The organism is Merdimmobilis hominis (genome assembly GCF_900104615.1).
Classification (GTDB): domain Bacteria; phylum Bacillota; class Clostridia; order Oscillospirales; family Ruminococcaceae; genus Merdimmobilis; species Merdimmobilis hominis.
Map to the genome: position 1 here is coordinate 197,090 of NZ_LT629939.1, position 23,153 is coordinate 220,242.

At 56.5% G+C, this 23,153-nt stretch carries 24 protein-coding genes and 1 riboswitch; of the genes, 12 read left to right on the top strand and 12 right to left on the bottom strand.

Annotation, left to right across the window (positions count from 1 at the left end; translation table 11 throughout):
* The first annotated feature begins 11 nt into the window (after nt 1-11).
* Nucleotides 12-116, top strand: a riboswitch (TPP riboswitch).
* A gap of 93 nt (nt 117-209) precedes the next feature.
* From BQ5353_RS00975 to BQ5353_RS12850, 5 genes are all read left to right on the top strand, one after another.
* Nucleotides 210-509, top strand: coding sequence for a thiamine-binding protein (locus tag BQ5353_RS00975; protein ID WP_071427115.1), 300 nt, complete (start codon nt 210-212; stop codon nt 507-509).
* Complete coding sequence (locus BQ5353_RS00980) at nt 478-1,260, top strand: ABC transporter permease (protein WP_054331120.1); 783 nt, start codon at nt 478-480, stop codon at nt 1,258-1,260. Before BQ5353_RS00975 ends, BQ5353_RS00980 begins: the two co-directional genes overlap by 32 nt.
* Before the next feature lie 12 nt (nt 1,261-1,272).
* On the top strand, nt 1,273-2,277 hold the full coding sequence (locus BQ5353_RS00985; protein ID WP_071427116.1) for an ABC transporter substrate-binding protein: 1,005 nt from the start codon (nt 1,273-1,275) through the stop codon (nt 2,275-2,277).
* 3 nt (nt 2,278-2,280) lie between these two features.
* Entirely contained in the window at nt 2,281-3,027 is a 747-nt protein-coding gene (locus BQ5353_RS00990) for an ABC transporter ATP-binding protein (RefSeq protein ID WP_071427117.1), read from the top strand.
* Between the two features lie 101 nt (nt 3,028-3,128).
* Nucleotides 3,129-3,281: a hypothetical protein gene (locus BQ5353_RS12850; protein ID WP_153801618.1), complete on the top strand. Its 153-nt coding sequence runs from the start codon at nt 3,129-3,131 to the stop codon at nt 3,279-3,281.
* Between the two features lie 80 nt (nt 3,282-3,361).
* Here BQ5353_RS12850 and BQ5353_RS00995 read toward each other — a convergent pair whose 3' ends face one another.
* Nucleotides 3,362-4,708 (bottom strand): MATE family efflux transporter, encoded by a 1,347-nt coding sequence (locus BQ5353_RS00995; protein ID WP_071428382.1) that lies wholly within the window; start codon nt 4,706-4,708, stop codon nt 3,362-3,364.
* A 300-nt stretch (nt 4,709-5,008) separates the two neighbouring features.
* On the opposite strand from BQ5353_RS00995, the gene BQ5353_RS01000 reads away from it, so the two are divergent.
* Nucleotides 5,009-5,422 carry an aminoglycoside 6-adenylyltransferase gene (locus BQ5353_RS01000; protein ID WP_054331119.1) on the top strand — a complete coding sequence of 138 codons (414 nt, stop codon included), beginning with the start codon at nt 5,009-5,011 and terminating at the stop codon, nt 5,420-5,422.
* A gap of 50 nt (nt 5,423-5,472) precedes the next feature.
* Here BQ5353_RS01000 and BQ5353_RS01005 read toward each other — a convergent pair whose 3' ends face one another.
* Nucleotides 5,473-6,714 (bottom strand): M20 family metallo-hydrolase, encoded by a 1,242-nt coding sequence (locus BQ5353_RS01005; RefSeq protein ID WP_071427118.1) that lies wholly within the window; start codon nt 6,712-6,714, stop codon nt 5,473-5,475.
* A 246-nt stretch (nt 6,715-6,960) separates the two neighbouring features.
* Here BQ5353_RS01005 and BQ5353_RS01010 point away from each other — a divergent pair, with 246 nt between their 5' ends.
* Both BQ5353_RS01010 and BQ5353_RS01015 read left to right on the top strand, forming a co-directional pair.
* Nucleotides 6,961-7,563 carry a flavin reductase family protein gene (locus BQ5353_RS01010; protein ID WP_071427119.1) on the top strand — a complete coding sequence of 201 codons (603 nt, stop codon included), beginning with the start codon at nt 6,961-6,963 and terminating at the stop codon, nt 7,561-7,563.
* A gap of 39 nt (nt 7,564-7,602) precedes the next feature.
* Nucleotides 7,603-9,201, top strand: a complete 1,599-nt coding sequence (locus BQ5353_RS01015) for an ABC-F family ATP-binding cassette domain-containing protein (protein WP_054331115.1) — start codon at nt 7,603-7,605, stop codon at nt 9,199-9,201.
* Nucleotides 9,202-9,278: 77 nt separating this feature from the next.
* On the opposite strand, the gene BQ5353_RS01020 is transcribed toward BQ5353_RS01015, so the two are convergent.
* The 4 genes from BQ5353_RS01020 to BQ5353_RS01035 form a co-directional block, all read right to left on the bottom strand.
* Nucleotides 9,279-10,151 (bottom strand): DUF6612 family protein, encoded by an 873-nt coding sequence (locus BQ5353_RS01020; RefSeq protein ID WP_054331114.1) that lies wholly within the window; start codon nt 10,149-10,151, stop codon nt 9,279-9,281.
* 325 nt (nt 10,152-10,476) lie between these two features.
* Nucleotides 10,477-11,418: an AEC family transporter gene (locus tag BQ5353_RS01025; RefSeq protein ID WP_054331113.1), complete on the bottom strand. Its 942-nt coding sequence runs from the start codon at nt 11,416-11,418 to the stop codon at nt 10,477-10,479.
* 175 nt (nt 11,419-11,593) lie between these two features.
* Nucleotides 11,594-12,178 (bottom strand): HD domain-containing protein, encoded by a 585-nt coding sequence (locus tag BQ5353_RS01030; RefSeq protein WP_071427120.1) that lies wholly within the window; start codon nt 12,176-12,178, stop codon nt 11,594-11,596.
* 184 nt (nt 12,179-12,362) lie between these two features.
* The gene (locus BQ5353_RS01035; protein ID WP_071427121.1) at nt 12,363-13,529 is read right to left on the bottom strand and encodes an NAD(P)-dependent malic enzyme; all 1,167 of its coding nucleotides are present in this window, start codon (nt 13,527-13,529) and stop codon (nt 12,363-12,365) included.
* 625 nt (nt 13,530-14,154) lie between these two features.
* Here BQ5353_RS01035 and BQ5353_RS01040 point away from each other — a divergent pair.
* Nucleotides 14,155-15,387: a tRNA nucleotidyltransferase/poly(A) polymerase family protein gene (locus BQ5353_RS01040; protein ID WP_054331112.1), complete on the top strand. Its 1,233-nt coding sequence runs from the start codon at nt 14,155-14,157 to the stop codon at nt 15,385-15,387.
* Nucleotides 15,388-15,441: 54 nt separating this feature from the next.
* Complete coding sequence (locus BQ5353_RS01045) at nt 15,442-15,678, top strand: hypothetical protein (RefSeq protein ID WP_054331111.1); 237 nt, start codon at nt 15,442-15,444, stop codon at nt 15,676-15,678.
* A gap of 51 nt (nt 15,679-15,729) precedes the next feature.
* Here BQ5353_RS01045 and BQ5353_RS01050 read toward each other — a convergent pair whose 3' ends face one another.
* Nucleotides 15,730-16,410, bottom strand: a complete 681-nt coding sequence (locus BQ5353_RS01050) for a hypothetical protein (protein ID WP_054331110.1) — start codon at nt 16,408-16,410, stop codon at nt 15,730-15,732.
* A 314-nt stretch (nt 16,411-16,724) separates the two neighbouring features.
* Here BQ5353_RS01050 and BQ5353_RS01055 point away from each other — a divergent pair, with 314 nt between their 5' ends.
* Both BQ5353_RS01055 and BQ5353_RS01060 read left to right on the top strand, forming a co-directional pair.
* Nucleotides 16,725-17,423: a hypothetical protein gene (locus BQ5353_RS01055; RefSeq protein ID WP_054331109.1), complete on the top strand. Its 699-nt coding sequence runs from the start codon at nt 16,725-16,727 to the stop codon at nt 17,421-17,423.
* The gene (locus BQ5353_RS01060; RefSeq protein WP_074026291.1) at nt 17,398-19,761 is read left to right on the top strand and encodes a homocysteine S-methyltransferase family protein; all 2,364 of its coding nucleotides are present in this window, start codon (nt 17,398-17,400) and stop codon (nt 19,759-19,761) included. Before BQ5353_RS01055 ends, BQ5353_RS01060 begins: the two co-directional genes overlap by 26 nt.
* A 44-nt stretch (nt 19,762-19,805) precedes the next feature.
* On the opposite strand, the gene BQ5353_RS01065 is transcribed toward BQ5353_RS01060, so the two are convergent.
* The 5 genes from BQ5353_RS01065 to BQ5353_RS01085 all read right to left on the bottom strand — a co-directional run.
* A complete protein-coding gene (locus tag BQ5353_RS01065) occupies nt 19,806-20,258 on the bottom strand; it encodes a hypothetical protein (protein ID WP_071427122.1) in 453 nt (150 codons plus the stop codon).
* A 35-nt stretch (nt 20,259-20,293) separates the two neighbouring features.
* Nucleotides 20,294-20,842 carry a flavodoxin family protein gene (locus BQ5353_RS01070; RefSeq protein WP_071427123.1) on the bottom strand — a complete coding sequence of 183 codons (549 nt, stop codon included), beginning with the start codon at nt 20,840-20,842 and terminating at the stop codon, nt 20,294-20,296.
* Nucleotides 20,843-20,931: 89 nt separating this feature from the next.
* Entirely contained in the window at nt 20,932-21,360 is a 429-nt protein-coding gene (locus tag BQ5353_RS01075; protein WP_054331106.1) for a 2-oxoacid:acceptor oxidoreductase family protein, read from the bottom strand.
* A complete protein-coding gene (locus BQ5353_RS01080; RefSeq protein ID WP_143117120.1) occupies nt 21,357-22,898 on the bottom strand; it encodes an indolepyruvate ferredoxin oxidoreductase subunit alpha in 1,542 nt (513 codons plus the stop codon). The genes BQ5353_RS01075 and BQ5353_RS01080 overlap by 4 nt, the downstream gene beginning before the upstream one ends.
* 14 nt (nt 22,899-22,912) lie before the next feature.
* Nucleotides 22,913-23,153, bottom strand: a 241-nt coding sequence (locus BQ5353_RS01085; protein ID WP_321164274.1) for an MnmM family RNA methyltransferase, incomplete at its 5' end; no start/stop codon positions are given.

Consider the following 23,153-nt stretch of genomic DNA (forward strand, 5'->3'; position numbering starts at 1 on the left):
AGTCTCGACAATAAAACCGCAAGGGGTGCTGATTTTCGGCTGAGAGCGGGCTTATGGCCTGTAACCCTGAACCTGATCCGGATAATGCCGGCGGAGGGATGCTGCACAATGCTGTGGGGGCCTGCCCCCAACAGATGCTGTATGATAAGACCGCTTGGCTTTCCGGCTGGGCGGTCTTTTGATTGTACAGCAAAAAGGAGCGAGATTTTATGCCAAACGCAAGCGTAGCTATCCAAGTTGTTCCCAAAGTCATGGACGACGCCGAGACCATCCGCATTGTGGATGAGGTCATCGCCTACATCAAATCCACCGGCCTCACCACCTTTGTCGGCCCCTTTGAGACCGCCATTGAGGGGGACTACGACCAATTGATGGAGATCGTCAAAAACTGCCAGCTCATCGCCGCCAAGGCGGGCGCCCCCGCGGTCAGCACCTATGTGCGGATCTCCTACCGGCCGGAAGGCGGTGTGTTGACCATTGACCAAAAAGTCACCAAGCACCATCAATAAGGCCGCTCCCGGAGTGCTGATCGCCCTTCTTTTGGCCGTGTGGCAGGGGCTGTCCAGCCTGGGAGTGGTCCCCAAGTACATGCTGCCCTCCCCCGCTGATGTGGTCAAGGCCTTTTTTGCCGATTTTCCCCTTCTGGTCAGCCACTCCAAGACCACCCTGGCCGAGGCCGCCCTCGGTCTCTCCTGCGCCATCTTCCTGGCCTTTGTGGTCGCCTTCTTTATGGACCGCTACTCCCTGCTGCGGCGAGCGGTTTATCCCCTCTTAGTGGTGAGCCAGACGGTTCCCACCGTTGCCATCGCCCCCCTGCTCATCCTTTGGCTGGGGTATGGCATCGCCCCCAAGGTGGTGCTCATTGTCATCACCTGCTTTTTCCCCATGGCCATCGGATTGCTGGAGGGGTTTTCCTCCGCCGATCCGGACACCATCAACCTGATGCGGGCTATGGGCAGCACCCAGAACCAGATTTTCCGGTACGTCAAGTTCCCCTCTGCCCTGCGGCAGTTCTTTGCCAGCCTGAAAATCGCCGCCTCCTACTCGGTGGTGGGGGCGGTCATCTCCGAATGGCTGGGCGGCATGGAGGGCCTGGGGGTCTACATGACCCGGGTCAAAAAATCCTATTCCTTTGACAAAATGTTCGCGGTGATCTTTTTGATCTCCGCCATCAGCCTTCTGCTGATGAAGGCCATCGACCTGCTGCAAAAGAAGGCCACGCCTTGGGACAACCTGCGCCAGCAGGAACAAGAATTATAAGGAGAATTGTATATGAAACGGATACTTGCAGCCATCCTTGCGGCTGGGCTGGCCCTTTCCCTCACCGCCTGCGGCGGGAACGGCAATTCCAGTTCCTCCGGCGAGGGGGAATCCCTCAAAGAGATCACCTTCTGCCTGGATTGGACCCCCAACACCAACCACACCGGCCTCTACGCCGCCCAGGCCCTGGGCTATTATGAGGAAGCCGGCCTGAAGGTGGAGTTTGTCCAGCCCCCGGAAGATGGAGCTCCCGCCCTGGTGGCCTCGGGCAAAGCCCAGTTCGGCATCAACGCCCAGGACACTATCGCCCCCGCCCTCATCGGCGACGCCGCCCTGCCGGTCACCGCAGTGGCGGCCATTGTCCAGCACAACACCAGCGGCATCCTCACCCTGAGCGGAAAAGGGGTTGACCGTCCCAAAGGGCTGGAAGGCCGCACCTACGCCACCTGGCAGAACCCAGTGGAACAGGCCATGATGCGGTACTGCGTGGAAAAAGACGGCGGGGATTTCTCCAAGGTCAACCTGGTGCCCAGCACCCCCACGGATGTCCTCACCAGCTTGCAGACCAACGTGGACTCCATCTGGGTGTTCTACGGCTGGGATGGCATCGCCGCGGAAGTGAAGGGCATCGATATGGATTACTGGGCATTTTCCGACATTGAGCCCACCTTTGACTACTACACCCCAGTGATCCTGGCGAACAACGCCTTCCTCCAAGAGGACCCCGAGACGGCAAAAGCGTTCCTGGCCGCCACCCGCAAAGGGTATGAATACGCCATCGCCAACCCCAGGGAAGCTGCCGACTTCCTGCTGGCAGCCAGCCCAGAGCTGGACAAAGATCTGGTTTACGCCAGCCAGGAATACCTCTCCGCCCAGTATCAGGCGGACGCGGAAGCTTGGGGGGTCATCGACCCCGCCCGCTGGGACGGCTTCTATCAGTGGCTGTGGGACAACCAGCTGCTGGAGGAGGAAATCCCCGCCGGAACTGGGTACTCCAACGACTACCTTCCCCAGTAGCCCATGAGCAAGCTTGTCGTGGAGCATGTCTCCAAATCCTTTGACGGCGTCCCCATCCTAGAGGATGTCTCCCTCCGTCTGGAAGAGGGGGAACTGGTCTGCCTGCTGGGGGTGAGCGGCGCGGGCAAGACAACCTTGTTCAACATCATCTCCGGTCTGATGGAGCCGGAAGAGGGCAAGGTCTATCTCTCCGGCGAGGAGATCACCGGCAAGGCGGGAAAGATCAGCTATATGCTGCAAAAAGACCTTCTCCTCCCCTACCAGACGGTGCTGGGCAATGTGGCCCTGCCCCTCCTCATCCGCGGGGTGAAAAAAGAGGAGGCCTACGCCGAAGCCGCCCGCCACTTTGGGGAATTCGGCCTGGCGGGGACGGAACACCGGTACCCCAGCCAGCTCTCCGGCGGGATGCGGCAGCGGGCCGCCCTCCTTCGAACCTATCTCTTTTCCCAGAACGTGGCCCTTCTGGACGAGCCGTTCAGCGCCCTGGACACCATCACCAAAGGGGCCATCCACACCTGGTATCTGGAGGTGATGGAGCGCATCCGCCTCTCCACCTTGTTCATCACCCATGACATCGACGAGGCGATCCTCCTCTCCGACCGCATTTACATCTTATCCGGCAAGCCGGGGCGGATTGTGGCGGAGCTGGCCATTCGGGAGCCCAAGCCCCGCAGCGCTCAGTTTCCACTCACCGGGGAATTCCTTCAATATAAACGGGAGATTATCCGGCTGCTGGAACTGCCACACTAAGAAAAAATCCAGGAATCTTGAAAATATTTTTTGTTGTGACACCGTTCGACAAAATATCCCTTGACGGCCCCTTTATACTGAAAGGGTTAGGAGGGATTGGTATGCCTAAGGAACAGCAGCTGGAAAACTACCGGGAGACCTTGCGGGAACTGGAGGCAATGCCCCCTTCCCCACACCGCGATTGGCTGGTTTCACTGGTCCGGGAGCAGATCGAAGCGCTGGAAAAATCCGAGAAATTCCCGGTCCACCTGTAAGATCCCCGATCCCTTCCCGCTGCAAAGCGATGAAAAATCCCGGCGAACCCAATTGGGCTCGCCGGGATTTTTCATGATTTTTATTCCACCTGGAACTGCTTCCACCGCCCCATTTTCAGATAGATAAGCCCAAAGATCAGCGAGGTGGAGGATGCCAGCGGCGCAGCCAGCCCAATGCCGCTGAGGCTTCCCGGAATGTATCGGCTTAGGAAATAAGCGAGGGGCACACGAACCATTAACGTGGAAAAAAGGCCATTTGCCATCGAGAACACCGTGCGCCCACAGCCATTGAAAAAGCCGTTCATGCAGAATACAAAGGCCACCAGCAGATAGTCGATGGAGAAGGTTCGCATATATGCAATTCCGGCGGCAGTTACCTGCGGGTCCGCTTTGAAGATGTGCAGCACCGACTGCGGGGCCAGCTGTACCCACAAAAAGAAGAGGAACCCGCATCCCAAGGCCATGGAAATGGCGATAAGCAGGGATTTTTTTGCCCGATCCGGTTGTCCGGCCCCCATGTTTTGGGCTGTGAGGGCGGAAATCGCCCCGGAAAATGCCGTAGCGGGCAGCATGGCGAAGTTGGTGAACTTGCCGGCAATGCCCACCGCTGCCGAGGTGATCACCCCCAACGAGTTGACAATGGCCGCGATGAACAAAAAGGACACGCTGACCATCGATTCCTGCAAGGAAACCGGCAGACCAATTTTCAGCAGTTTCAATGCCTTATCCTTGTACATGTGGAAGCTTTGCAGCTTAAAGTCAAAGATAAAATCCCGCCGGGTCAGGTAGAGGATGGCCAAGCACATGCTCACCGCCTGGGAGAGGATGGTGGCCAGCGCCGCGCCGGCTGGGCCCATCCCCATGCCGCCGACCATAAGAAGATCCAGGGCAATGTTGGTCAGGCAGGCGATGGAGATAAAGAGGAGAGGACTTTTAGAGTCCCCTAGCCCCCGCAGCATGGCGCTGATGGCGTTGTAGCCAAAGATAAACAGGATGCCGCAGGAGGCAATCCGCACATAGGAGAGGGCCTGTTCGAAGGCCTCCGGCGGGGTTTGCAGCAGCGATAAAACCCAAGGGGCACACAAAAACATCACTGCCGTGAAACCCACCCCCGCCGCAGCGAACATGGTCAGCATGGTGCTGATGGTCTCCTTGGTGTCTTTTTCCAGTTTGGCGCCGAAATATTGGGCGATCAGAATGGTGCCGCCCATGGTGAGGCCGGATACCATGCTGGTGACAATCTGCATCACTTGGCTGCCCACCGACACCGCTGAAATACCCGCCGAATTGGCAAACCATCCCACCACCGCCATATCCACCGCGCCGTACAGCGCCTGGACAAAGTTGGCGATCAGATAAGGGATGGCAAAGGTGATCAGCCGGCGGCCGATGCTGCCCTCGGTCAAATTGCTGCTGTTGTTCTCCACAGGGAGCCCGCCTTTCTTCCATACAATCTTTTGGGAGGGAAGCATGGCATTTGAAGCTATCCACACAAAAAAAGCTGGATAAGAATCAACCGCGGTCGATCTCTTATCCAGCACAAATCCGTCTGCTATCGCATGAGGACTCCTACCCTCCGAGTGAAATTCAGTATACCATTTTTCGCCGGGAATTGTCAAGGAACAGAGAGTTTCTCCTTCCGACAACCTTATAGAAAAAGCGTTGCGGCACATGCTCCATTGTGGTATTATTTCATCTATATCATTCTATGGGCTGGAGGGCTTTTTGTGGAAAAATTGTTACAGGATATCAAACAATGGGCGCAAAATCACCCAAAAATTGAGGGGGTTATTCTCGTTGGGTCTTGTGCGCGGGGCGATCACAAAGATGATTCTGACATCGACCTAGTCCTCCTCACCCCCAGCAAGGAGGATTTTCTTCAAAACCAGGCATTCACAGAGCAGTTTGGGACTGTAGCACGCCGCCAGACCGAGTATTATGGGGCCTGCACCTCCATCCGCGTGTGGTATGAAGGCGGGCCGGAAGTGGAGTTTGGCCTTGTAGAACCGTCGTGGATCGCCCGCCCTTTGGATGCGGGGACAATGCAGGTATTACAGGGAGGGTATCGGGTGATTTTGGATAAAAAGCAGCGGTTTCCATCTTGTGTTCCCCCACCCTATACAAGTCCCTTCAACAAATAGAAGGATGCCGTTAACGGCATCCTTCTATTTGTTGCCTTATTCTGCCAATACTACCGGTTCAGCTTGAGGACGGTGTCCGCAACCACATCAACTGCGCGGGCCAAATCCTCGTATTTGCTGGATTCCTCCGGCGAATGGCTCACCCCGTTTTTGCTGGGGATGAAGACCATCACCGTATCCATCTCTTCCGAGAGAAGGTGGGTGTCATGGGTTGCGCCGCTGAGCATCCGCTGGCAGCTGTACCCAGCAGCCTTGCAGGATTCTTCCAACAGATCCAGGAGTTCTGGGCTCATGGCGCCGGGCAGAATGTTGACCAGCTGTTCCACTGTGTAGCTCACCCCAGTTTCTTGGGAGACCTCCTCCAGTTTTTCCTTCATCTTGGCAACCACATGGTCGATTTTCTCCTTCTCGGCCGAACGGCAGTCCAACACCCATTCCACTTTGCCTGCAATGGTGTTGAGGGCATTGGGGTACACTTGGAAATAGCCAACCGTCCCCACAGTGCCTCCGCCTTCTTCCCGGGCCCATCCGGGGATGCAGCTCACCACTTTGGCTGCCGCCTCCACCGCGTCTTTACGCATATTCATAGGGGTGCTTCCCGCGTGGTTGGATTCGCCCACCATTTGCACCCGGTACCGCTGCAAGCCGGCAATGCAGTCTACAAGGCCCAGCTGGGTTCCAGTGGCGTCCAGCACAGGACCCTGTTCAATATGGATTTCGATAAAGCACTTGACCTTGCTGGGGTCGATGCGGCAGTCTTCGATCTTATCCGGGTCGAGGCCAAACCGGCGGATGGCCTCATAGATGCTCTCCCCCTCGCTGTCCTTCAGGGATTTGAGTTCCTCCAACGTCCAGCGGCCCAGCATGGCCTTGCTGCTGACAAAGCACACCCCGTAGACAATGCCCTCCTCGTCGTTGGTGGCCACCACCTCCAAAGGGTGCTTCAGCCCCACGCCGCTCTCCTTGACCAACCGGGCGATCTCTATGGCAGAGACCACCCCGGCAATGCCATCATAGGCCCCGCCAGACTTCACTGTGTCATAGTGGGATCCGATGAGGATGGCCGGGGCATCCGGGTCTTCCCCCTCCAGCCGGCCGATGACTGCCCCCGAGTTATCCACCCGCACGGCAAGGCCGATCTCCTCCATTTGCTGTTTTAAGTACTCCACGGCCTGCCGCGCTTCCTTGGTAAAGGGAAGCCGGGTGACGCCCTCGCCTGGGGTTGCGGTGAACTCCCGCAAGGTTTCCAAATGGTTTTGAAGCCGTGCTGTCAACTGAGTCAAATCCTTCATGATCGTATCTCCTCCCCTTTAAAATTGCAGGATTTATTGCCTTAAATATACCATATTTTCTCCCAACAAGCAATCCAAATCAGGCAGATTCCACAAGAATCCGCCAACCTTAGAAATTCCCTTGTTTTCTTTGCCGGACCGCTGTTATCTTGTGGGGAAATATGGTAAAATAGAATTTGTATATGTTTGCCCACCCCAGCCGCAGCGCCAAAACTGCGGCCTTCATACAAAAGGAGAACAAAAAACATGAGCAAAGTAACCTGGAAACCGGCGGCTCTGATGGCCCCCGTCCCCCCTGCCCTGGTATCCTGTGGCACGGTGGAAGAACCCAACTGCCTGACCATCGCCTGGACTGGCATCGTGAACACCAACCCGCCCATGACCTACATCTCGGTGCGGCCCACCCGCCATTCTTACCATCTGATTAAGGAATCGGGGGAGTTTGTCATCAACCTGACCACCAAGGAGCTGCTCCGGACTGCCGACTGGTGCGGGGCCCGATCCGGCGCCAAATATGATAAATTCAAAGAAAAAGGGCTGACGGCGGAGCCCGCCACCATTGTCTCCGCCCCGATGATCGCCCAGAGCCCGGTCAGCCTGGAATGCAAAGTCCGCTCGGTGACTCCCCTTGGCACCCACGATATGTTCCTGGCGGACATTGTGGCAGTCAATGTGGATGAAAAATACATCGACGAAACCGGCAAACTCCGGCTGGAGCAGTGCGGCCTGGTGGCCTATGCCCACGGTTCCTATTATGCCATCGGCAAAAAGATGGGCTACTTTGGCTATTCGGTGAAGAAACACGTCTCCCGCAGCAAGCTGCCCCCCAAAACCGGGAGAAAGAAATAACCCTGTCTATTATCACAAGCAAAGGATGAAGAAAACACTATGATCACTGTTTCCAACCTGAGCCTCCAATTTGGCGGGCAGAAGCTGTTCAGCGACGTCAACCTCAAATTTACCCCCGGCAACTGCTACGGCATCATCGGGGCCAACGGCGCAGGCAAATCCACTTTTTTGAAGATCCTCTCCGGTGCGTTGGAACCCTCTACCGGCACGGTGGAGATCCCCGCCGCCCAGCGGATGAGCGTCCTCAAACAGGACCATTACGCCTACGATGAGTACAATGTCATCCTCACTGTCATCATGGGCAACGAGCGGCTCTACCAAATCATGCAGGAAAAGGACGCCCTCTACGCCAAGGAGGATTTCTCCGATGAGGATGGGGTCCGCGCCTCCGAACTGGAAGGGGAATTCGCCGAGATGAACGGCTGGGACGCCGAGACCGAGGCCACCCAGATTCTCCAGGGATTGGGCATCGGGACCGATCTCCTCTATGCCCAGATGTCCAGCCTCACCGGCAGTGAGAAGGTCAAAGTCCTTCTGGCCCAAGCCCTCTTCGGCCACCCGGACATCATCCTGTTGGACGAGCCCACCAACGGCCTGGACATTCAATCCATCAACTGGCTGGAAGACTTCCTCCTGGACTTTGAGGGGACAGTCATCGTGGTCTCCCACGACCGCCACTTCCTCAACGCGGTCTGCACCCACACGGTGGACATCGACTACAACAAAATCAAGCTCTACGTGGGCAACTACGATTTCTGGTATGAATCCAGCCGGATTATGCAGTCGATGATGCGGGATCAGAACAAAAAGCGGGAGGACAAAATCAAGGAGCTGCAAAGCTTCATCGAGCGGTTCTCCGCCAACAAATCCAAATCCAAGCAGGCCACCAGCCGTAAAAAGCTGCTGGACAAGCTGACCGTGGAGGAGATGCCCGCTTCCAGCCGGCGTTACCCCTATGTGGCCTTCCAGCAGGATCGGGAAGTGGGCAAGGATATCTACTTCATGGATCGGGTCTCCAAGACGGTGGACGGGGTTCAGGTGCTGAACAACGTCTCCTTCCGGGTCAACAAGGGGGATAAAATCGCCTTCATCGGCGAGAACGAGATCGCCCTCACCACCTTGTTCAAAATCATGGCCGGCGAATTGGAACCGGATTCCGGTGAGACCAAATGGGGCGGCACCGTGACCACCTCCTACTTCCCCCAGGACAACTCCGCCTTCTTTGAGGGGTGCGACCTCTCCATCATGGAATGGCTGGCCCAGTTCTCCACCGACGAACATGAAAGCTACCTGCGGGGCTTTTTGGGCCGGATGCTCTTCTCTGGGGACGAGGCACTCAAACCGGTCAAGGTCCTCTCCGGCGGCGAGAAGGTGCGCTGCATGCTCTCCCGGATGATGCTGGCGGGCTCCAACGTCCTTCTTCTGGACCAGCCCACCAACCACCTGGATCTGGAGTCGATCACCGCCCTCAACAACGGGCTCATCGACTTTAAGGGCAATGTCCTCTTTACCTCCCATGACCATCAGTTCATCCAGACCATTGCCAACCGAATCATCGAGATAACCCCCGATGGGGTCATTGACCGGATGTCCACCTTTGACGAATACCTGGAATCCAAAGGACTCGCCCGGCAGTAAGGGGAACCACTCAAATCCATCCAAAGAAAAAAGGCATCCTCCCATAGGAGGATGCCTTTTATTGTGTGAAATGGGTATTATGCAGCTGTGCTGGAGCTGCCTTCGGGAACATCTTCCGGAGCGGAGGCATCGGGAGCGGTGTCGGGATTGGACACATCCCCTTCAGGGGCAGTGCCGTCTTCCTCACCAGTCAAGGCGGGAACTTCGATGTAAGTATCCAGATCCTCAGGGAACTCGATCTCAAAATCTTGACCGGGATCCACATAGGTCAGGTCCACTTTAACAGTGGTCTTAACTTCCTGGCCTTCCATCACCATGGTGAACACCATATCGACAGTTTCGGCAGTGATGTAGCCGTCTTTGTTCACGGTGGCAGTGCCGTTCATCGACTCAAAGTTCATCTCCGTGCCCTCGGGGATGGCGTTCTCACCAGCGGTGCTCATAGCCTGGTCAAAATACTCTTTCATCTTGTCCTGGCTAATGGTGTAGGTCAGGGTGGTGACGCCGTCGGCCTCGGTCATGGTCAGGTTCTCCAAGTATTCCACGGGGGCAGAATCCATGGTCATGCTCTCGGCCTGTTTGGCAATTGCCTCCAAATCCATGGCTTGTTTGACCTTAGTGCCCATGGCATTGGTGTAGTTGTAGCCATCTTTGTAGTAGACAGCCATGTCGATGCTCTGGCCCATGACAGTGGTGCCGCCAGTCATCGCCATTTCAAACTTGTCATCAGCTTTCTTCATCTTCATGACCATGTCCATCTTCATGCCGAGGGACATGCCGCCCATGTCCATGTCGAGGTCCATTGTCATGTTGGCTTGGGTTGAAGTCAGAGCCGCATTCTTGGCAACCGCTTCCGTATACACCTCTTCAGCGGTCTTCTTTGTCTGACCGCAAGCGGCAAAGGTCAAAACCATTGCACCGGCAAGGGTCAGCGCCAGAAATTTTTTCATTGGGGTATCCTCCTTTAGCTCGTATCCATACGATTAAAACTGGCGCACTTTTGTTGCACCGATTTGCTTCATTTTAGCATATTTTTTGCATCATGTCCATTGTCTGTAAATCTTCTGTCACTATTTTGGATGTTTTTCACAGAATGGTTAAACAGAATCCGTGTTAAAAGAGAGAACATCCACCCCAAAAACTTTACAAATTTGGTATATATTGGGTTTTTCTTACAAAAAAATCATACGAAGATGCAGCACTATCCCTTGTAGAAGGTCCCCATACAAAAACGCACAGGGAGAATCATCCCCCTGTGCGGACTTTCCGAACGTGTTACAGCAGAATTTGGCTGGCTGCGACCATCAAAGGCATCGACGCGATGCTTAGCATGGTGGAAACGCCGGTCAAACGGGAAGCGTAATCCGGATTTTTCTCAAACAGCTGGGCGAACATGGCAACCGCCGCGGCCACCGGCGCAAATGCGGCGATGAGAACCACCGTCAGCAGCTCCTTGCCGTTGGAGACAATGTATGCCAAACCGGTGAACTTGAAAAAGAGAATCAGCAGGAGTGGCAGGGCGATGAGCCTCAAGAAGCAGACCCAATAGACCCGCTTGTCCGCAAAAATCTCCTTGAGGTTGTTTCCGCCCAGCATCAGGCCCAAGGCAAGCATGGAAACTGCGCCCATCGCCCCAGAATAGGAATTGACCGCACTATCCAGGGCAGAAGGAAACCGCAGTCCGGTCAAAAACATACCCAGCCCCACCACAATGGCGATAATATTGGAGTTAAAAACGATGTTCTTCACCGAAATGCTGCGGATGTCTTCGCTCATCACCACCCGGCCGTGGGTCCACAAGAGGATGCTGGAAACCAGCATGTAACCGCAGGAGTAAAAGACCGCTTCCTGCCCCAGAGTCGCACTGATCAAAGGGATGGTCAGGTTGCCGCAGTTGGTATAGATGAGCGCCGCCCGGTTGGCATTGGAAAAGGCAGTCTTTTTTCGGAAAAAGACAAACTGGGCCATCAGGATAAAGAACAGGTGGGCAATCACCGCAAAAAAGGTGACCACCCCCAGAGAAACCAGCTTTTGGGCGTCAAAATCCATCTGGAAGGCAGCCAGCAATGCGCAGGGCGAGAAGATGTACAAAACCAAAGTTGATAGGGACTTGTTGGCGGAAGAATCCACCAGGTGGGTCTTAGCGGCGAAGATGCCCACCAGCATCATCACCAGCATGGACAACACTTGTTTGCCCAGGAGGAGGGAGAGTTCCACGAAATCATCATTCCATTTCTTTATAAGATTGATTGGAAGGGCATATTGTATTAGTTTAGCACCATATACCCCAGGATGCAACAAAAAACCTCACAATCTCCTCTGCCCTATCGATGGCAAGTGTGTCAGCCGCTCTTCCATCCATATGTCTCGCCCTTGGCTGCACCTCATCGGGCTATTTCCTGTTGACGGCGGAGGTGTTTTTCTCCCGCAGATAAGTGGCCTCCAAGTCCGCCAAGTGAAGCTTTACTGCAATGGGGTATTTCTCAAAAGCCACACTGATGGAGAACCCGCCGGCCTTGGCCGTCTCATCAAACCCGCCCATATGCCAGCGGATGGCCATGGCCTCGCTGGTTTTGAGCCGTAGAAAGCGCTCAATCAAGAACACCGATTTTTCCCCATGGCCGTAGGGGAAGCTGTCCTCCACCATATAAAAGGGCTGTTTTTCCCACTGGCCGGTGGCTTCATTCTTTACGTTGCGGGTGCTCACTTTGTAGAACTGGGCCTTGCACAGGTCATGGAGCAGCCCACAGATGGCAAAGCTCTCCTCACTGTCCCCTTCTTCAAAGTGTTTCTCCCGCAACACCTCATAGACGTTGACGCTGTGCTGCACCAATCCCCCCTCACAGGCGCAGTGGTATTTGGTGCTGGCCGGGGCGGTGAAAAAATCGGTTTTCCGCAGCCAGTCCAGCAGTTCTTTGGAACCTTCCCGGGTGATGTGGGCGGTGTAAATTTCCTCAAAGCGCTCTTGATAATTCATAGGTCCCTCCTTATAAATGATGGGCTGCCTTGTGCCCTATTGCCATGTGTTTCTAGATGGCCCAACCTGCTCGCGGCGGCCATTTTCCTTATTATAGCACAAAATCCTCCCAGACGTAGAGCCAATCCTCCCTGCCTACATAAAAAAGGAGAGTGCCGACTGCACTCTCCTTTGTGAAAACAACTTATTTGCCGCTCTTTTCCCAGGTGGATTTGACCGCTTCCGCCACAGCCAGAGGAACCCGTTTGTCAAAGGGGCCGGGCAGGATATAGTCCTCATTCAGCTCCTCAGGAGTGACGACATTCGCAATAGCGTAGGCGGCGGCGACCTTCATTTCCTCAGTGATCTTGTGGGCTCTGGCATCCAGCGCGCCGCGGAAAATACCGGGGAATACCGCCACGTTGTTAATCTGGTTGGGGAAGTCGGAACGGCCGGTGCCGACCACCCGGGCTCCACCCTCTTTTGCCACGTCGGGCATGATCTCAGGGACGGGGTTGGCCATGGCAAAGACGACGGCGTCTTTGTTCATCGAGCGGACCATGTCAGCGGTGACAATGTTGGGGGCAGAAACGCCGATAAACACATCCGCACCCACCAGGGCTTCCTTCAGGCCGCCGGATCTGTGGTCTTTGTTGGTGATTTCAGCCAGGTGATACTTGGCGTCGTCGATTTTGCCTTTCATATCGGTGTTGAGGATGCCGGGCAGATCCACAGCGAGGATGTCAGTAGCGCCCAGGTTCATCAGCATTTTGATGGTAGCGCTGCCGGCAGCGCCGCAGCCGTTGACTACGAATTTGGCGGTCTCAATGGGTTTTCCTACAATCTTCAAGGCGTTAATCACCGCCGCGGAGACGATGATGGCGGTGCCGTGCTGGTCGTCGTGGAACACCGGGATATCCAGCTCTTCCTGCAAGCGCTTCTCAATCTCGAAGCAGCGGGGGGCGCCGATGTCCTCCAGGTTGATACCGCCAAAGGTAGGAGCCAGGTATTTGACGGTCTTGATGATCTCCTCTGTGTCGGTGGTGTCCAGGCAGATGGGGAAAGCATCTACATTGGCAAATGCCTTAAAGAGGATGGATTTGCCCTCCATCACCGGCATGGCAGCTTCGGGACCGATGTTGCCCAGGCCGAGGACAGCGGTGCCGTCGGTGACTACTGCCACCAGGTTGCCCTTAGCGGTATAGCGGTAGGCGTCCTCTTTGTTTTTGCTGATTTCCAGACAGGGCTGGGCCACGCCAGGGGTGTAGGCGATGCTCAGGTCCTCTGCATTGGTCACGGGGAGTTTGCTTTTCATTTCGATTTTGCCCTTGCTTTTTTCATGGGCGATCAACGCTTTTTCACCATAGGTCATTGGTTATTTCCTCCCTTTTCAATCCGCACGTCCCATAAGATTGGGACCGGCTCTTCTCTGCATCTCTATTGATGAAAGAAATCTTGCATCTACACTATAGCACTCCGCCCAAAGCAAGTCAATCACCCCTTGAAACAAAAATACCGCCCTCTTCTTGTGGGTTATTTTCCATTCTTTCGGGAAACAATGCATGATTTCTTGCATTTGGGTAGAATGAATAAATCCATTATCCTTTTTCCAGGAAATTGCCTATCCCGCAGGTTCTGGAAGCAGATACACCTGCTGGCTTCGGGGCCAAAATTGACAAGGCAGCACAGCAATAGGGAGGCCCTGCTCCCCCGATGGTCCCTTTTGTGAGACAATTCGCAAAAGGGACCCATCTTCATCTAGTAAGTATAGCAGGTTGCAACCTTCTCTCCCGCTTCCAATGCCCCATCAAAAAGTGTGCTCAAATCCCTGTTTTTCCTGTGGATATGCCATAAATCGGGGGCTTTTTTTGTGTGCTTTGCGACAATTGCATTCCCTCCAAAAACGTGCTATACTAATTTTTTAACAGTGGTTTTTTTGTTTGTATGAGAATTGATCGCCAGGCATTTTTGACACCGCCTGGGAGGAGGAATCTGTGTTGACTTTGCGTTTGCCTTTGCAGGTAAATCATCTGATAGATCTATTGTCCGGCAGCGGGCATGAAGCCTATGCCGTGGGATGCTGTGTCCGGGACCGGCTGGTAGACCTTATCCCTGCGGAGTGGGAAGTCTGCACCGACGCCAGCCTTGCACAGGCCGCTTCCTGTATTCAAAATGAACTGCACATAGAACCCAAACAAGAGCCCAATTCCCTGATGCTGGTGGTGGATGGCGTTTCCCTGCGGGTGACGACCGCCACCTTCCGGCAGGAATCCTCCAGCTCCAACCCCAAACCGGACCTCTCCGACCGGGGGCTGACGGTCAACGCCATCGCCTATCACCCAGTCAAAGGGTTGGTCAACGAGTTTCACGGCCTGGAGGATCTGGAGGGCAAGCTGATCCGCGGCATCGGCGACCCGGATATCTACTTCCGCCGCAACCCATTCAACATGCTTCAGACGCTGCGCTTTTCCGCCTTGTCCTCCTGCCGGATGGACCGGTCAGTGGCCTCGTCCATCCACCGGCTGGCCCCTATGCTATCCGACATCCCCGCCGAGAGGGCTTCGGTGGATTTCTGCCGCATCCTCATGTGCAGCAATGCAGCGGGTACCATCCGCAACTACTTTGATGTGGCGTCGGCCCTAATCCCCAGCCTCGCCGCCCCTTTGGAGCGGGAAGCTAACCTTCCCGCCTTAGTGGCCCGGTCACTGGAACACTGCCCGCCGGATCTCACCGTCCGCCTTGCCCTGCTCCTTCTCCCCATTGAGCGGCAAAAGGGGGCTGTCACCGGTGCTTTGGCCAAACAGGCAGCGTTGGATTTTGCCCTGGATTCCCTGACGGCGGGATACATCGAACAGCTCTGTGGGGCTTATGACACCTTTATCCCCACCTCCCCCACCGAGATGAAAAAGATGATTGCCCAATATGGCAAGCCTCTGTTCCAGCGGCTGATCCTTTTCAAAAAGGCCCTCATCTACTCGGGGCAAGGGAGCAAGGTGGACAGCATTCTCTCCCTGCACCGCTCCAACCTCTTGCTAGGCGACATCCTTCGCACCAACCAGTGCTGCACCTTGCGGGAATTGGCGGTTGGCCAAGAGGATTTAACCGCCGAAGGGCTCTCCCCCGAGGATGCAAAGCGGATACTTCCCCAGCTTCTGGAACAGGTCTGGGCACAGGATTCCCTCAACACCCGGGAAAAGCTCCTCCCCTTGGCCAAAAGGCTTGCCCGATAACGGCATATCCGACCCGGCTCCCGCTTATATATGGGAATATGGATGTGATGCACTGTGGCACAATGTAAGGGTAAGGATAAACAGAAGGAACACCCCTCCTCGGTGCTGACGCCGGAACAGCTGGTTACTGCTGCGGTCACCATCGCCCTTGCCACCAGCCAGGGAAAAACCCAGCAGGAACTGGAAACCTTGATCAATTTGTTCAACTTGGTCAGCGATATCCTGGATGCCATTCTGGCTCAGCGCGCCATTGTCAATAAAACGTTGATCGTCACCGAGAACGTGGATTAAATCTGAAAAAAGCAGCTTTGGAATATCCAAAGCTGCTTTTCGTTTTATCCATTATTCTTTGGGACCTCTGGTCTCATGATTCCCTGGATAGCCGCCGGGGCGGTATCCCCCTTGGTACCCGCCGTAATTCTGATAACCTCCATAACCGCCGAAGCCATCGAAACCGCCATAGGCGGCCTCCCCACAGGAGACCGACGGCTTATTGCGGATGGAAAACAGAACAAAGGGGGAGATGAATGGAAACACGATGGAAAGAACCAGCATCAAGGTGATCTGGCCGCGCATATAGTCCCGGTAAATCACCGACAAGGCAATATAATACAAAACGGTGGTAGCAAGGCCGATTAAGCTGCTCCACGGGCTGCCGATTATATAGCCCCCCATGCCGATGTGCCCGCCTGCCCGCAGGTCACCCAACAGAAAGGCCAACGCACCGGTGGAGCACAGGTTCAGCACCAGCAAAATCCAGCCGAAGTAGGTCTTTTTGCCGCGTTTGATGTTGATGTCATCAGCAATAGCTCCATACAGATAATTCCGGGCAAAAGGAATCCAGGCCAGCCAGGGACGCTGGTACCCTCGCCGCTTGGAAATCTTGTAATAGGCGATGGAGCTGAAAATATAGCTGATAATCCAGTAGACCATAAGCACCAAGAAAATCAGAGAAACCACCGCGGCAAGAAATCCCAGGAGAGCCGCCGCCCCCGATGAGCTATAATAACGATAACCGTACACATGCATTCCTCCGGTTTCACAGGATGATCCCAATGGGAAAACTTTACATTTCCCACAAAGTATACTACAATGAATAATATTATTCTACCATGAATAGCAGGAAAATGTATGAAGATTTTCGAAACTTCTTGCCAGAAAACGGACAAGCCCCTACTGCTAACCACTTTTTCCCATTATTGTGTAGAATCAGCCATCTGAATTCAGCCAATTGATCTGTAAAGATATACCCCTTTACAGATCATTACCCGCTCACAATAGACTAAATTAAACTATGTTTTGATCATAAACAGGACAATCTGCACAAGGAGGTCACCATGGAGCCTTTTCCCTTCCCCATCCGGCGGGAGGAGACCCTGCGCTACCTGGGGTACCAGGGCCAGCCTCTGGAGGACTCCCTTCTGGAAAAACTGAACCTGGCCCGGGAGAGAATCCGCAGGGTGAGCCGCCCTCTCTACACCTATCGGATATTTCCCCTCAGCCGCACCGAAACCGGGCTTGTTCCCCAAGGGACAAACCTCCTCCTTTCAGGTGAAGACATCGCAAACCACCTGGCCGGATGTAACCAGGTGGCGCTGATGGCCGCCACCTTGGGGGTTCAGGTGGACAAGGAGATTAAATACCTAGAATTGACCGATATGACCCTTGGCGCTATGGCGGATGCTGCCGCAACCGCTGCGGTGGAGGAGCTGTGCGATTGGGTGGAGGTCACTGTCCACCGGGAGGCTAAATGTCACGGTCTATTCGCCACCGGGCGGTTCAGCCCTGGCTATGGAGACCTTCCCATCCTCTTACAGCGGGAATTTACCCGGGCGCTGGACACCCCCAAAACCATCGGCCTCACCGTCAACGGCTCGGGAATCCTCCTGCCCCGCAAATCAGTGACCGCCATCCTGGGGTTATCGTCAGAACCTATCGCCGCCGCAGGCCGGAGCTGTACCTCCTGCCCAAACTGGGAAAGCTGTCCATACCGAAAAGGGGGGACTTTTTGTGAACCGGACAAAACAACTGTTTAGCCAGCCCCTCCTGCTGGACGGGGCCATGGGAACTATGCTCCTCAAACACGGGCTGAATACGGGAGAACGACCAGAGCTTCTCTGCCTCACCGCCCCCGATGCCATCGAGCAGATCCACCGGGATTACTTCGCTGCTGGAGCCCAGGTGGTGTACACCAACACCTTTGGGGCCAGCGGCTTAAAACTCCAAGGGAGTGGCCATACCCCAGATCAAGTTATCCCAGCGGCAGTGGCCATCGCCCGCAAAGCGGCCGCAGACTTTGGCGGTCTGGTGGCGCTGGACATCGGCCCCCTGGGGGAACTGCTGGAGCCCATGGGGACCCTCCCCTTTGAGGCAGCCTATGGGCAGTTTCGGGAACAGATATTGGCCGGCGCATCCGGGGCGGATCTCATCGTCATTGAGACGATGACCGACCTCCAGGAGATGCGGGCGGCCCTGCTGGCCGCCAAGGAGAACTCCCCCCTGCCTGTGTTCTGCTCCATGTCCTTTGACGAGGGGGGGCGCACCTTCACCGGCTGCGATGTCCGGGCCATGGCCCTCACCTTGGAGGGGATGGGCGCAGATGCCATCGGCATCAACTGCTCCCTGGGGCCCTTTGAAATCTACCCCATCGCCCAGGAGCTGGCCCAGTGGACCAACCTTCCCTTGCTGATCAAAGCCAACGCCGGCCTCCCAGCGGTGGAAAACGGCGAGACGGTCTATAAAATCGGGCCGGAGGAATACGCTCGGGGGATGGCCCGGTTCCTGGATCTGGGTGCCTCCATTCTGGGGGGCTGCTGCGGCACCGATCCCCGATATATCGCCGCCCTGAGGGAAGCAGTCGCAGGCAGGAGCCCCGCTTCCCGCCAAAAAGTGATCCGCTCTGCGGTCTGCTCCCCCTCCCAGGTGGTGGAGCTGGACCGCGCCCGGATTGTCGGGGAGCGGATCAATCCCACCGGCAAACCGGCAATGAAACAGGCCCTGTTGGATGGGGATTCCAGCTACCTGGCCCGCCAGGGTATCCAGCAGGCAGAGGCCGGCGCCCACCTTTTGGACGTCAATGTAGGGCTCCCGGGCCTCGACGAAGCAGCGGCGATGAAACAGGCGGTCAAGGCCCTCCAAGAGGTGCTGGACCTGCCCTTGGTGCTCGACTCCTCCTCTCCCGCCGCTCTGGAGGCCGCCCTGCGGGTGTACTGCGGCCGCGCTGTAATCAATTCGGTCAGCGGAAAAGAGGAGTCAATGGCGCAGGTTTTCCCTCTGGCCCGCAAATACGGCGCCATGGTCATCGGCCTCACTTTGGATGAAAACGGGATTCCATCCTCGGCCCGGGAACGCCTTGCCGTGGCCAAAAAAATCCGGGACCGCGCCCTGTCCTACGGCATCCCGGAAGAGCGGCTGCTCATCGACTGCCTGACCCTCACCGTCAGCTCCGGGCAGCACAATGCCACCGAAACCTTGGAAGCGGCCGCCCTGGTCAAACGGGAGCTGGGGCTGAAAACCATCCTGGGCGTCTCCAACATCTCCTTTGGCCTTCCGGCACGGGAAGCCCTCAACCAGGCCTTTCTCTCCATGGCGCTGGGCCGCGGGCTGGATATTGCCATCCTCAACCCCAACAACAAGGGGATGATGGACGCCTTTTTCGCTTCTGCCACCCTCACCGGGCAGGATACATCCTGTGCCGCATTCCTCTCCCGATTTGCCGGGGAGTCGGAAACGAAGCCCCTCCCCTCGGGCCAGGACATGGAGATCGGTCACGCCATCGCCCGAGGGCTTAGAGCACAGGCCAGGGAAGCCTGCCTTCGCCTACTCTCTTCCCTGCCCCCTATGGAGATCGTCAACCGCCATTTAATCCCCGTTCTGGACCAGGTGGGCAGAGATTATGAGGAGGGGCGCATCTTCCTCCCCCAGCTGATCCAGTCGGCAGAGGCGGCCAAATCCGCCTTTGAACTCCTCAAAGAAACCCTGGCCAAAAAGGGGCCTCAAACCCATTCCAAGGGCGCCATCCTTCTGGCCACAGTGGAGGGGGACATCCACGACATCGGCAAGAACATCGTCAAGGTAGTGTTGGAAAACTACGGCTACACCATCCTTGACCTAGGAAAAGATGTCCCCCCCGCCGCAGTGGTGCAGGCTGCTAAGGAGCGGGACATCCGGTTGGTGGGCCTCTCCGCTCTGATGACCACAACCGTCCCCAGCATGGAGAAGACCATCCGCCTGCTGCGGCAGGAGCTCCCCCAGTGCAAAGTGATGGTGGGCGGCGCGGTGCTCACCGCCGAATACGCCAAATCCATCGGCGCAGACTTCTATGCGGCGGATGCCCAGCAGTCGGTGCAGTTCGCCCGGCAGGTACTTGGATAAACAAAAAGCGCCTTCGGCCTGGGCCGGGGGCGCTTTTTTACTCTCTATACAGTGGGATTTTCGCCGGGAGGGGTGGGGGCCAGCTCTAAAATTGACACCGCATCCCTTTGCGGGTAGGTCTTTAAAAAATCCTCAATTTTCCCGATGTTTTCCGCCCCGGCCGCAGTGATCAAAACTTGGCCATCGGTGCTGATCTCCACCCCGGTGATACAGGGGGCGATCTCACTCTCCTGAATCTCCTCCATGATTTTCTCCAGCTGCCCTTCAGAATAAGTCTCCGGCTGAACGGCGGGATCTTGCATGGATGGTTCCCAGGGGGTCGATGGGTTTGGGGTGGGCTCAGCCGGATCAGGGGGATTTTCTCCCTGGGCTGGTTCTGAACCAGATACCGGGACAGAGACATTCTCACTGCTGGATGGGATTTCCCCGTTCTGGCAGGCAGCCAGCAGGCAGAATGACAGCAGCAGCGCCGCCAAAAACAATCTCTTTTTCTTCAAAGTGTTCTCCTTCTTTCCAAACTAGAATCGAATCGCTACAAGGCCGCGCCCAGCGCCTTCGCCTGATCGAGGAACCCTGTGGTTTTGATATCCCCCTTGTCCCAGACACCGTCCGCCAGGATCATGCCCCGGTCGGTCCATTTCATGTACTCCACCATCAGCTCATAAGTGGCCCGGGCGCCGTCAAATTTGTAGGGCACCCCGGCGGCAGTCATCAGCAGGACGCTCTCCTGAATGTGCAGGCTGCTGGTGCGCTCCTGCCGGCCATAGGGGTAGAAGCGGTCCAGCACCGCACGCACCTGGGCATTGAGGTCGAAAAAATAGAGGGGCGAAGTGATGACCAAAACGTCCGCCTGTTCCAATAGAGGGTAAGCTTCCTGCATCCGGTCCTTCTGAACGCAGGGCGCGCCGGTCTTCCAGCACCCGCCGCAGGCCATGCACCCGGCGATGCCGCCTTTGCCCGCGTCAAAGTATGTGACGGTGTGGCCAGCCGACTCCGCGCCTTCGGCAAACGCCTTAGCCAACAGATGGCTGTTGCCTTCCTTGCGGGGGCTGCCCAGCAAAATCAATACATTTTTCCCCATGATAATTCCTCCCTGCTTTCGGCAAATAGAAATAATATAGATAAATATATATTCTTCTATTTTGAGTATAGCAAATTTTACCGGTACCGTCAATCCCCCATCCTTTCACAGGCTGACAGCATCTGTTCCCATGTCTCTTGGGGCGAAGCAGGCAGCGGCTGGGCCTTCACTGGAAGCTCTTCCAACACAGGGTAATTCACCCGCCCGGCGCTGACAGCCGCAGGGTTTTCCCGATTTTCTCCCAAGAAAAAGGTTCCTCCCTCCTTGAGGAAAGGGAGGTTTCGCACCCCTTCCAACTGCTCCAAGGCGATGAGGCAATCGGCTTCCCCCAACCGGATTGGAGCAAAACAAGGCTTCTCCCCTGCCCGGAGAATCCAGCGGCACCCGCCGCCAATGTGGGACGGGCCCTCCCGTTGGAGGGTGGCCGCATACCCGCATTTCTCCAGCAGCAGGGCTAGGCCCTTTGCCCAAATGTCTATGGGCTGTACTCCACAGAGGACGATCACCCAATGTTTCATGCTTTTTCCCCCTTTTGGATAGCTTTTACCGGGCAGATTTCCCCGCAGAGGCCGCATCCGGCACAGCAGTTTGGATCAATGGCGGACTTGTGCTCTGGGAAAGAGATGGCCGGGCACCCCATCCGCAGGCATTGGCGGCAGCCGGTACAGAGCTCCCGGTCCACCCGATGGGCCGGAAGGCTTTCCTCCTTGGCAGCACAGCTTCCGTGAAGGATGAGCACCGACCCCGGCCGGGCCATACAGCTGCGCACCCCATCCCGGATCTGGGATAAACTGTGGGAGTCTGCCTCCACAATGGGGATATCCATCGCCCTTGCCACCTGTTGGGGGGTGAGCTGGGCGGGCTGGGCAGCATCTTCCAATACCACCGCAAAAATCCGGCTGGAGGAAAAATCCCCAAGCTGGGCAAAGCTGCACCCCTCCCACCCTTGTGCGGTGAGAAGAGCCGCAGTTTTTCCCGCCTTCCCCGGCCGGGAGGCGGCAAACCCCATGGCCAGGGCAAGGGGCGAACCGGCGCCGCAGCCGTCCACCCCTTTCATCAGCAGGCCAGCCCCCAAGCTGAGGCAGCCGCTTTCCACAAACACAGAGGCTTTTTCCTTTTTTAAGGTGTAAAGCACCCCGCGCCAGGGGCATCCCGGGCAGAGCTGGGGCGGCCGGGCGGGCAGATCCGGGGAAATGGTCTCTTCGGGCGCCCAGGGGAGGCCGGGTTCCACTGGGATTCCCGCCTCGGCCAGGATGGGGGCGAGGTACCGGCCTTTTTCCAGGAGGTAAAGATGCTCCACCGATTGGGAGAACCGGCGGATCTCCTCCAGGTTTACCGGCCAGCCCATCCCCAGCTGGAGGACTGCGAGACGCTCCATCTGAGGGACGCTGTGGGCCATTCCGCCGGTGACGATCAGGCCGGTCTCCCCCTCCCCTTTTCTAGTGACACAAGGGGAAACTTCCAGCCAGGAGAGCAGCGCCTTCCGCCGTTCTGCCAACTGTATTTTCTGTTTTTCCGCCCCGGGAAGCCGGACAAACCGGCCGCTCTCCCGCTGGTAATCCAGGAGAGAGGCGCTCTGCCCTTGTGGAAACTCCACCATGCTGGCGGCATCCAGCAGCCATGGGCCCACTTCGGCCAGCACCGGCGCGGCGATCTTCCCGGAGAGGGCAAAGCCTTCCCCCAGGAGACTGGCGCAGTCCTGGGGCACAGCGGGGGTCAACAAGGGGAGCTCCAGCTGCTGCGCCAAAGGACGCAGGTCTGCGGGCGGCGCATCCTCTTGCCCCACCAAAAGAAAGAGGATCCCTCCACCACAGCCCAGATCGCTGATCCGGCTCAAAACGCCGGCGGAGGACGCCGACAAAACGCAGAGAGCCCTCGCTCCGGCGATAGATGTGCCAAAGGCCCGGTCAATGGCCTCCTCAGGGCGGGAGCAACCGGGTTCCTCAAGCAAATCCAAAAGGGAGGCAGTCTCCTGACGCCTCTCCCCAAAAACAAAACACACCTGGCCCTTCGCTGCTTGGGCGAGAGCTTCCCGCCCGGATTTCCATTCTTTCACCGAGATCATCCCCCTTATTTCTTGCGCTGTATGGCCACCAAAAACGGGGCGGAGGGCTGGTTGAGCAGCCGGTAGAAAAAGCTGTCAAACCGCCTGCTGTCCAGGCCCGCGGCAAGCCTCTGAACCAGCTCCCCCTCCAAGGCGCCCTCCCCATGGCCGGGGTAAACTGCCACCACCAGGACGCCGCCCGGTTTGAGCATCTCAGTCGCTGTCTGGATGGCGGAAAGGCTGGTCTCATGGCGGGGGGGCACCGCC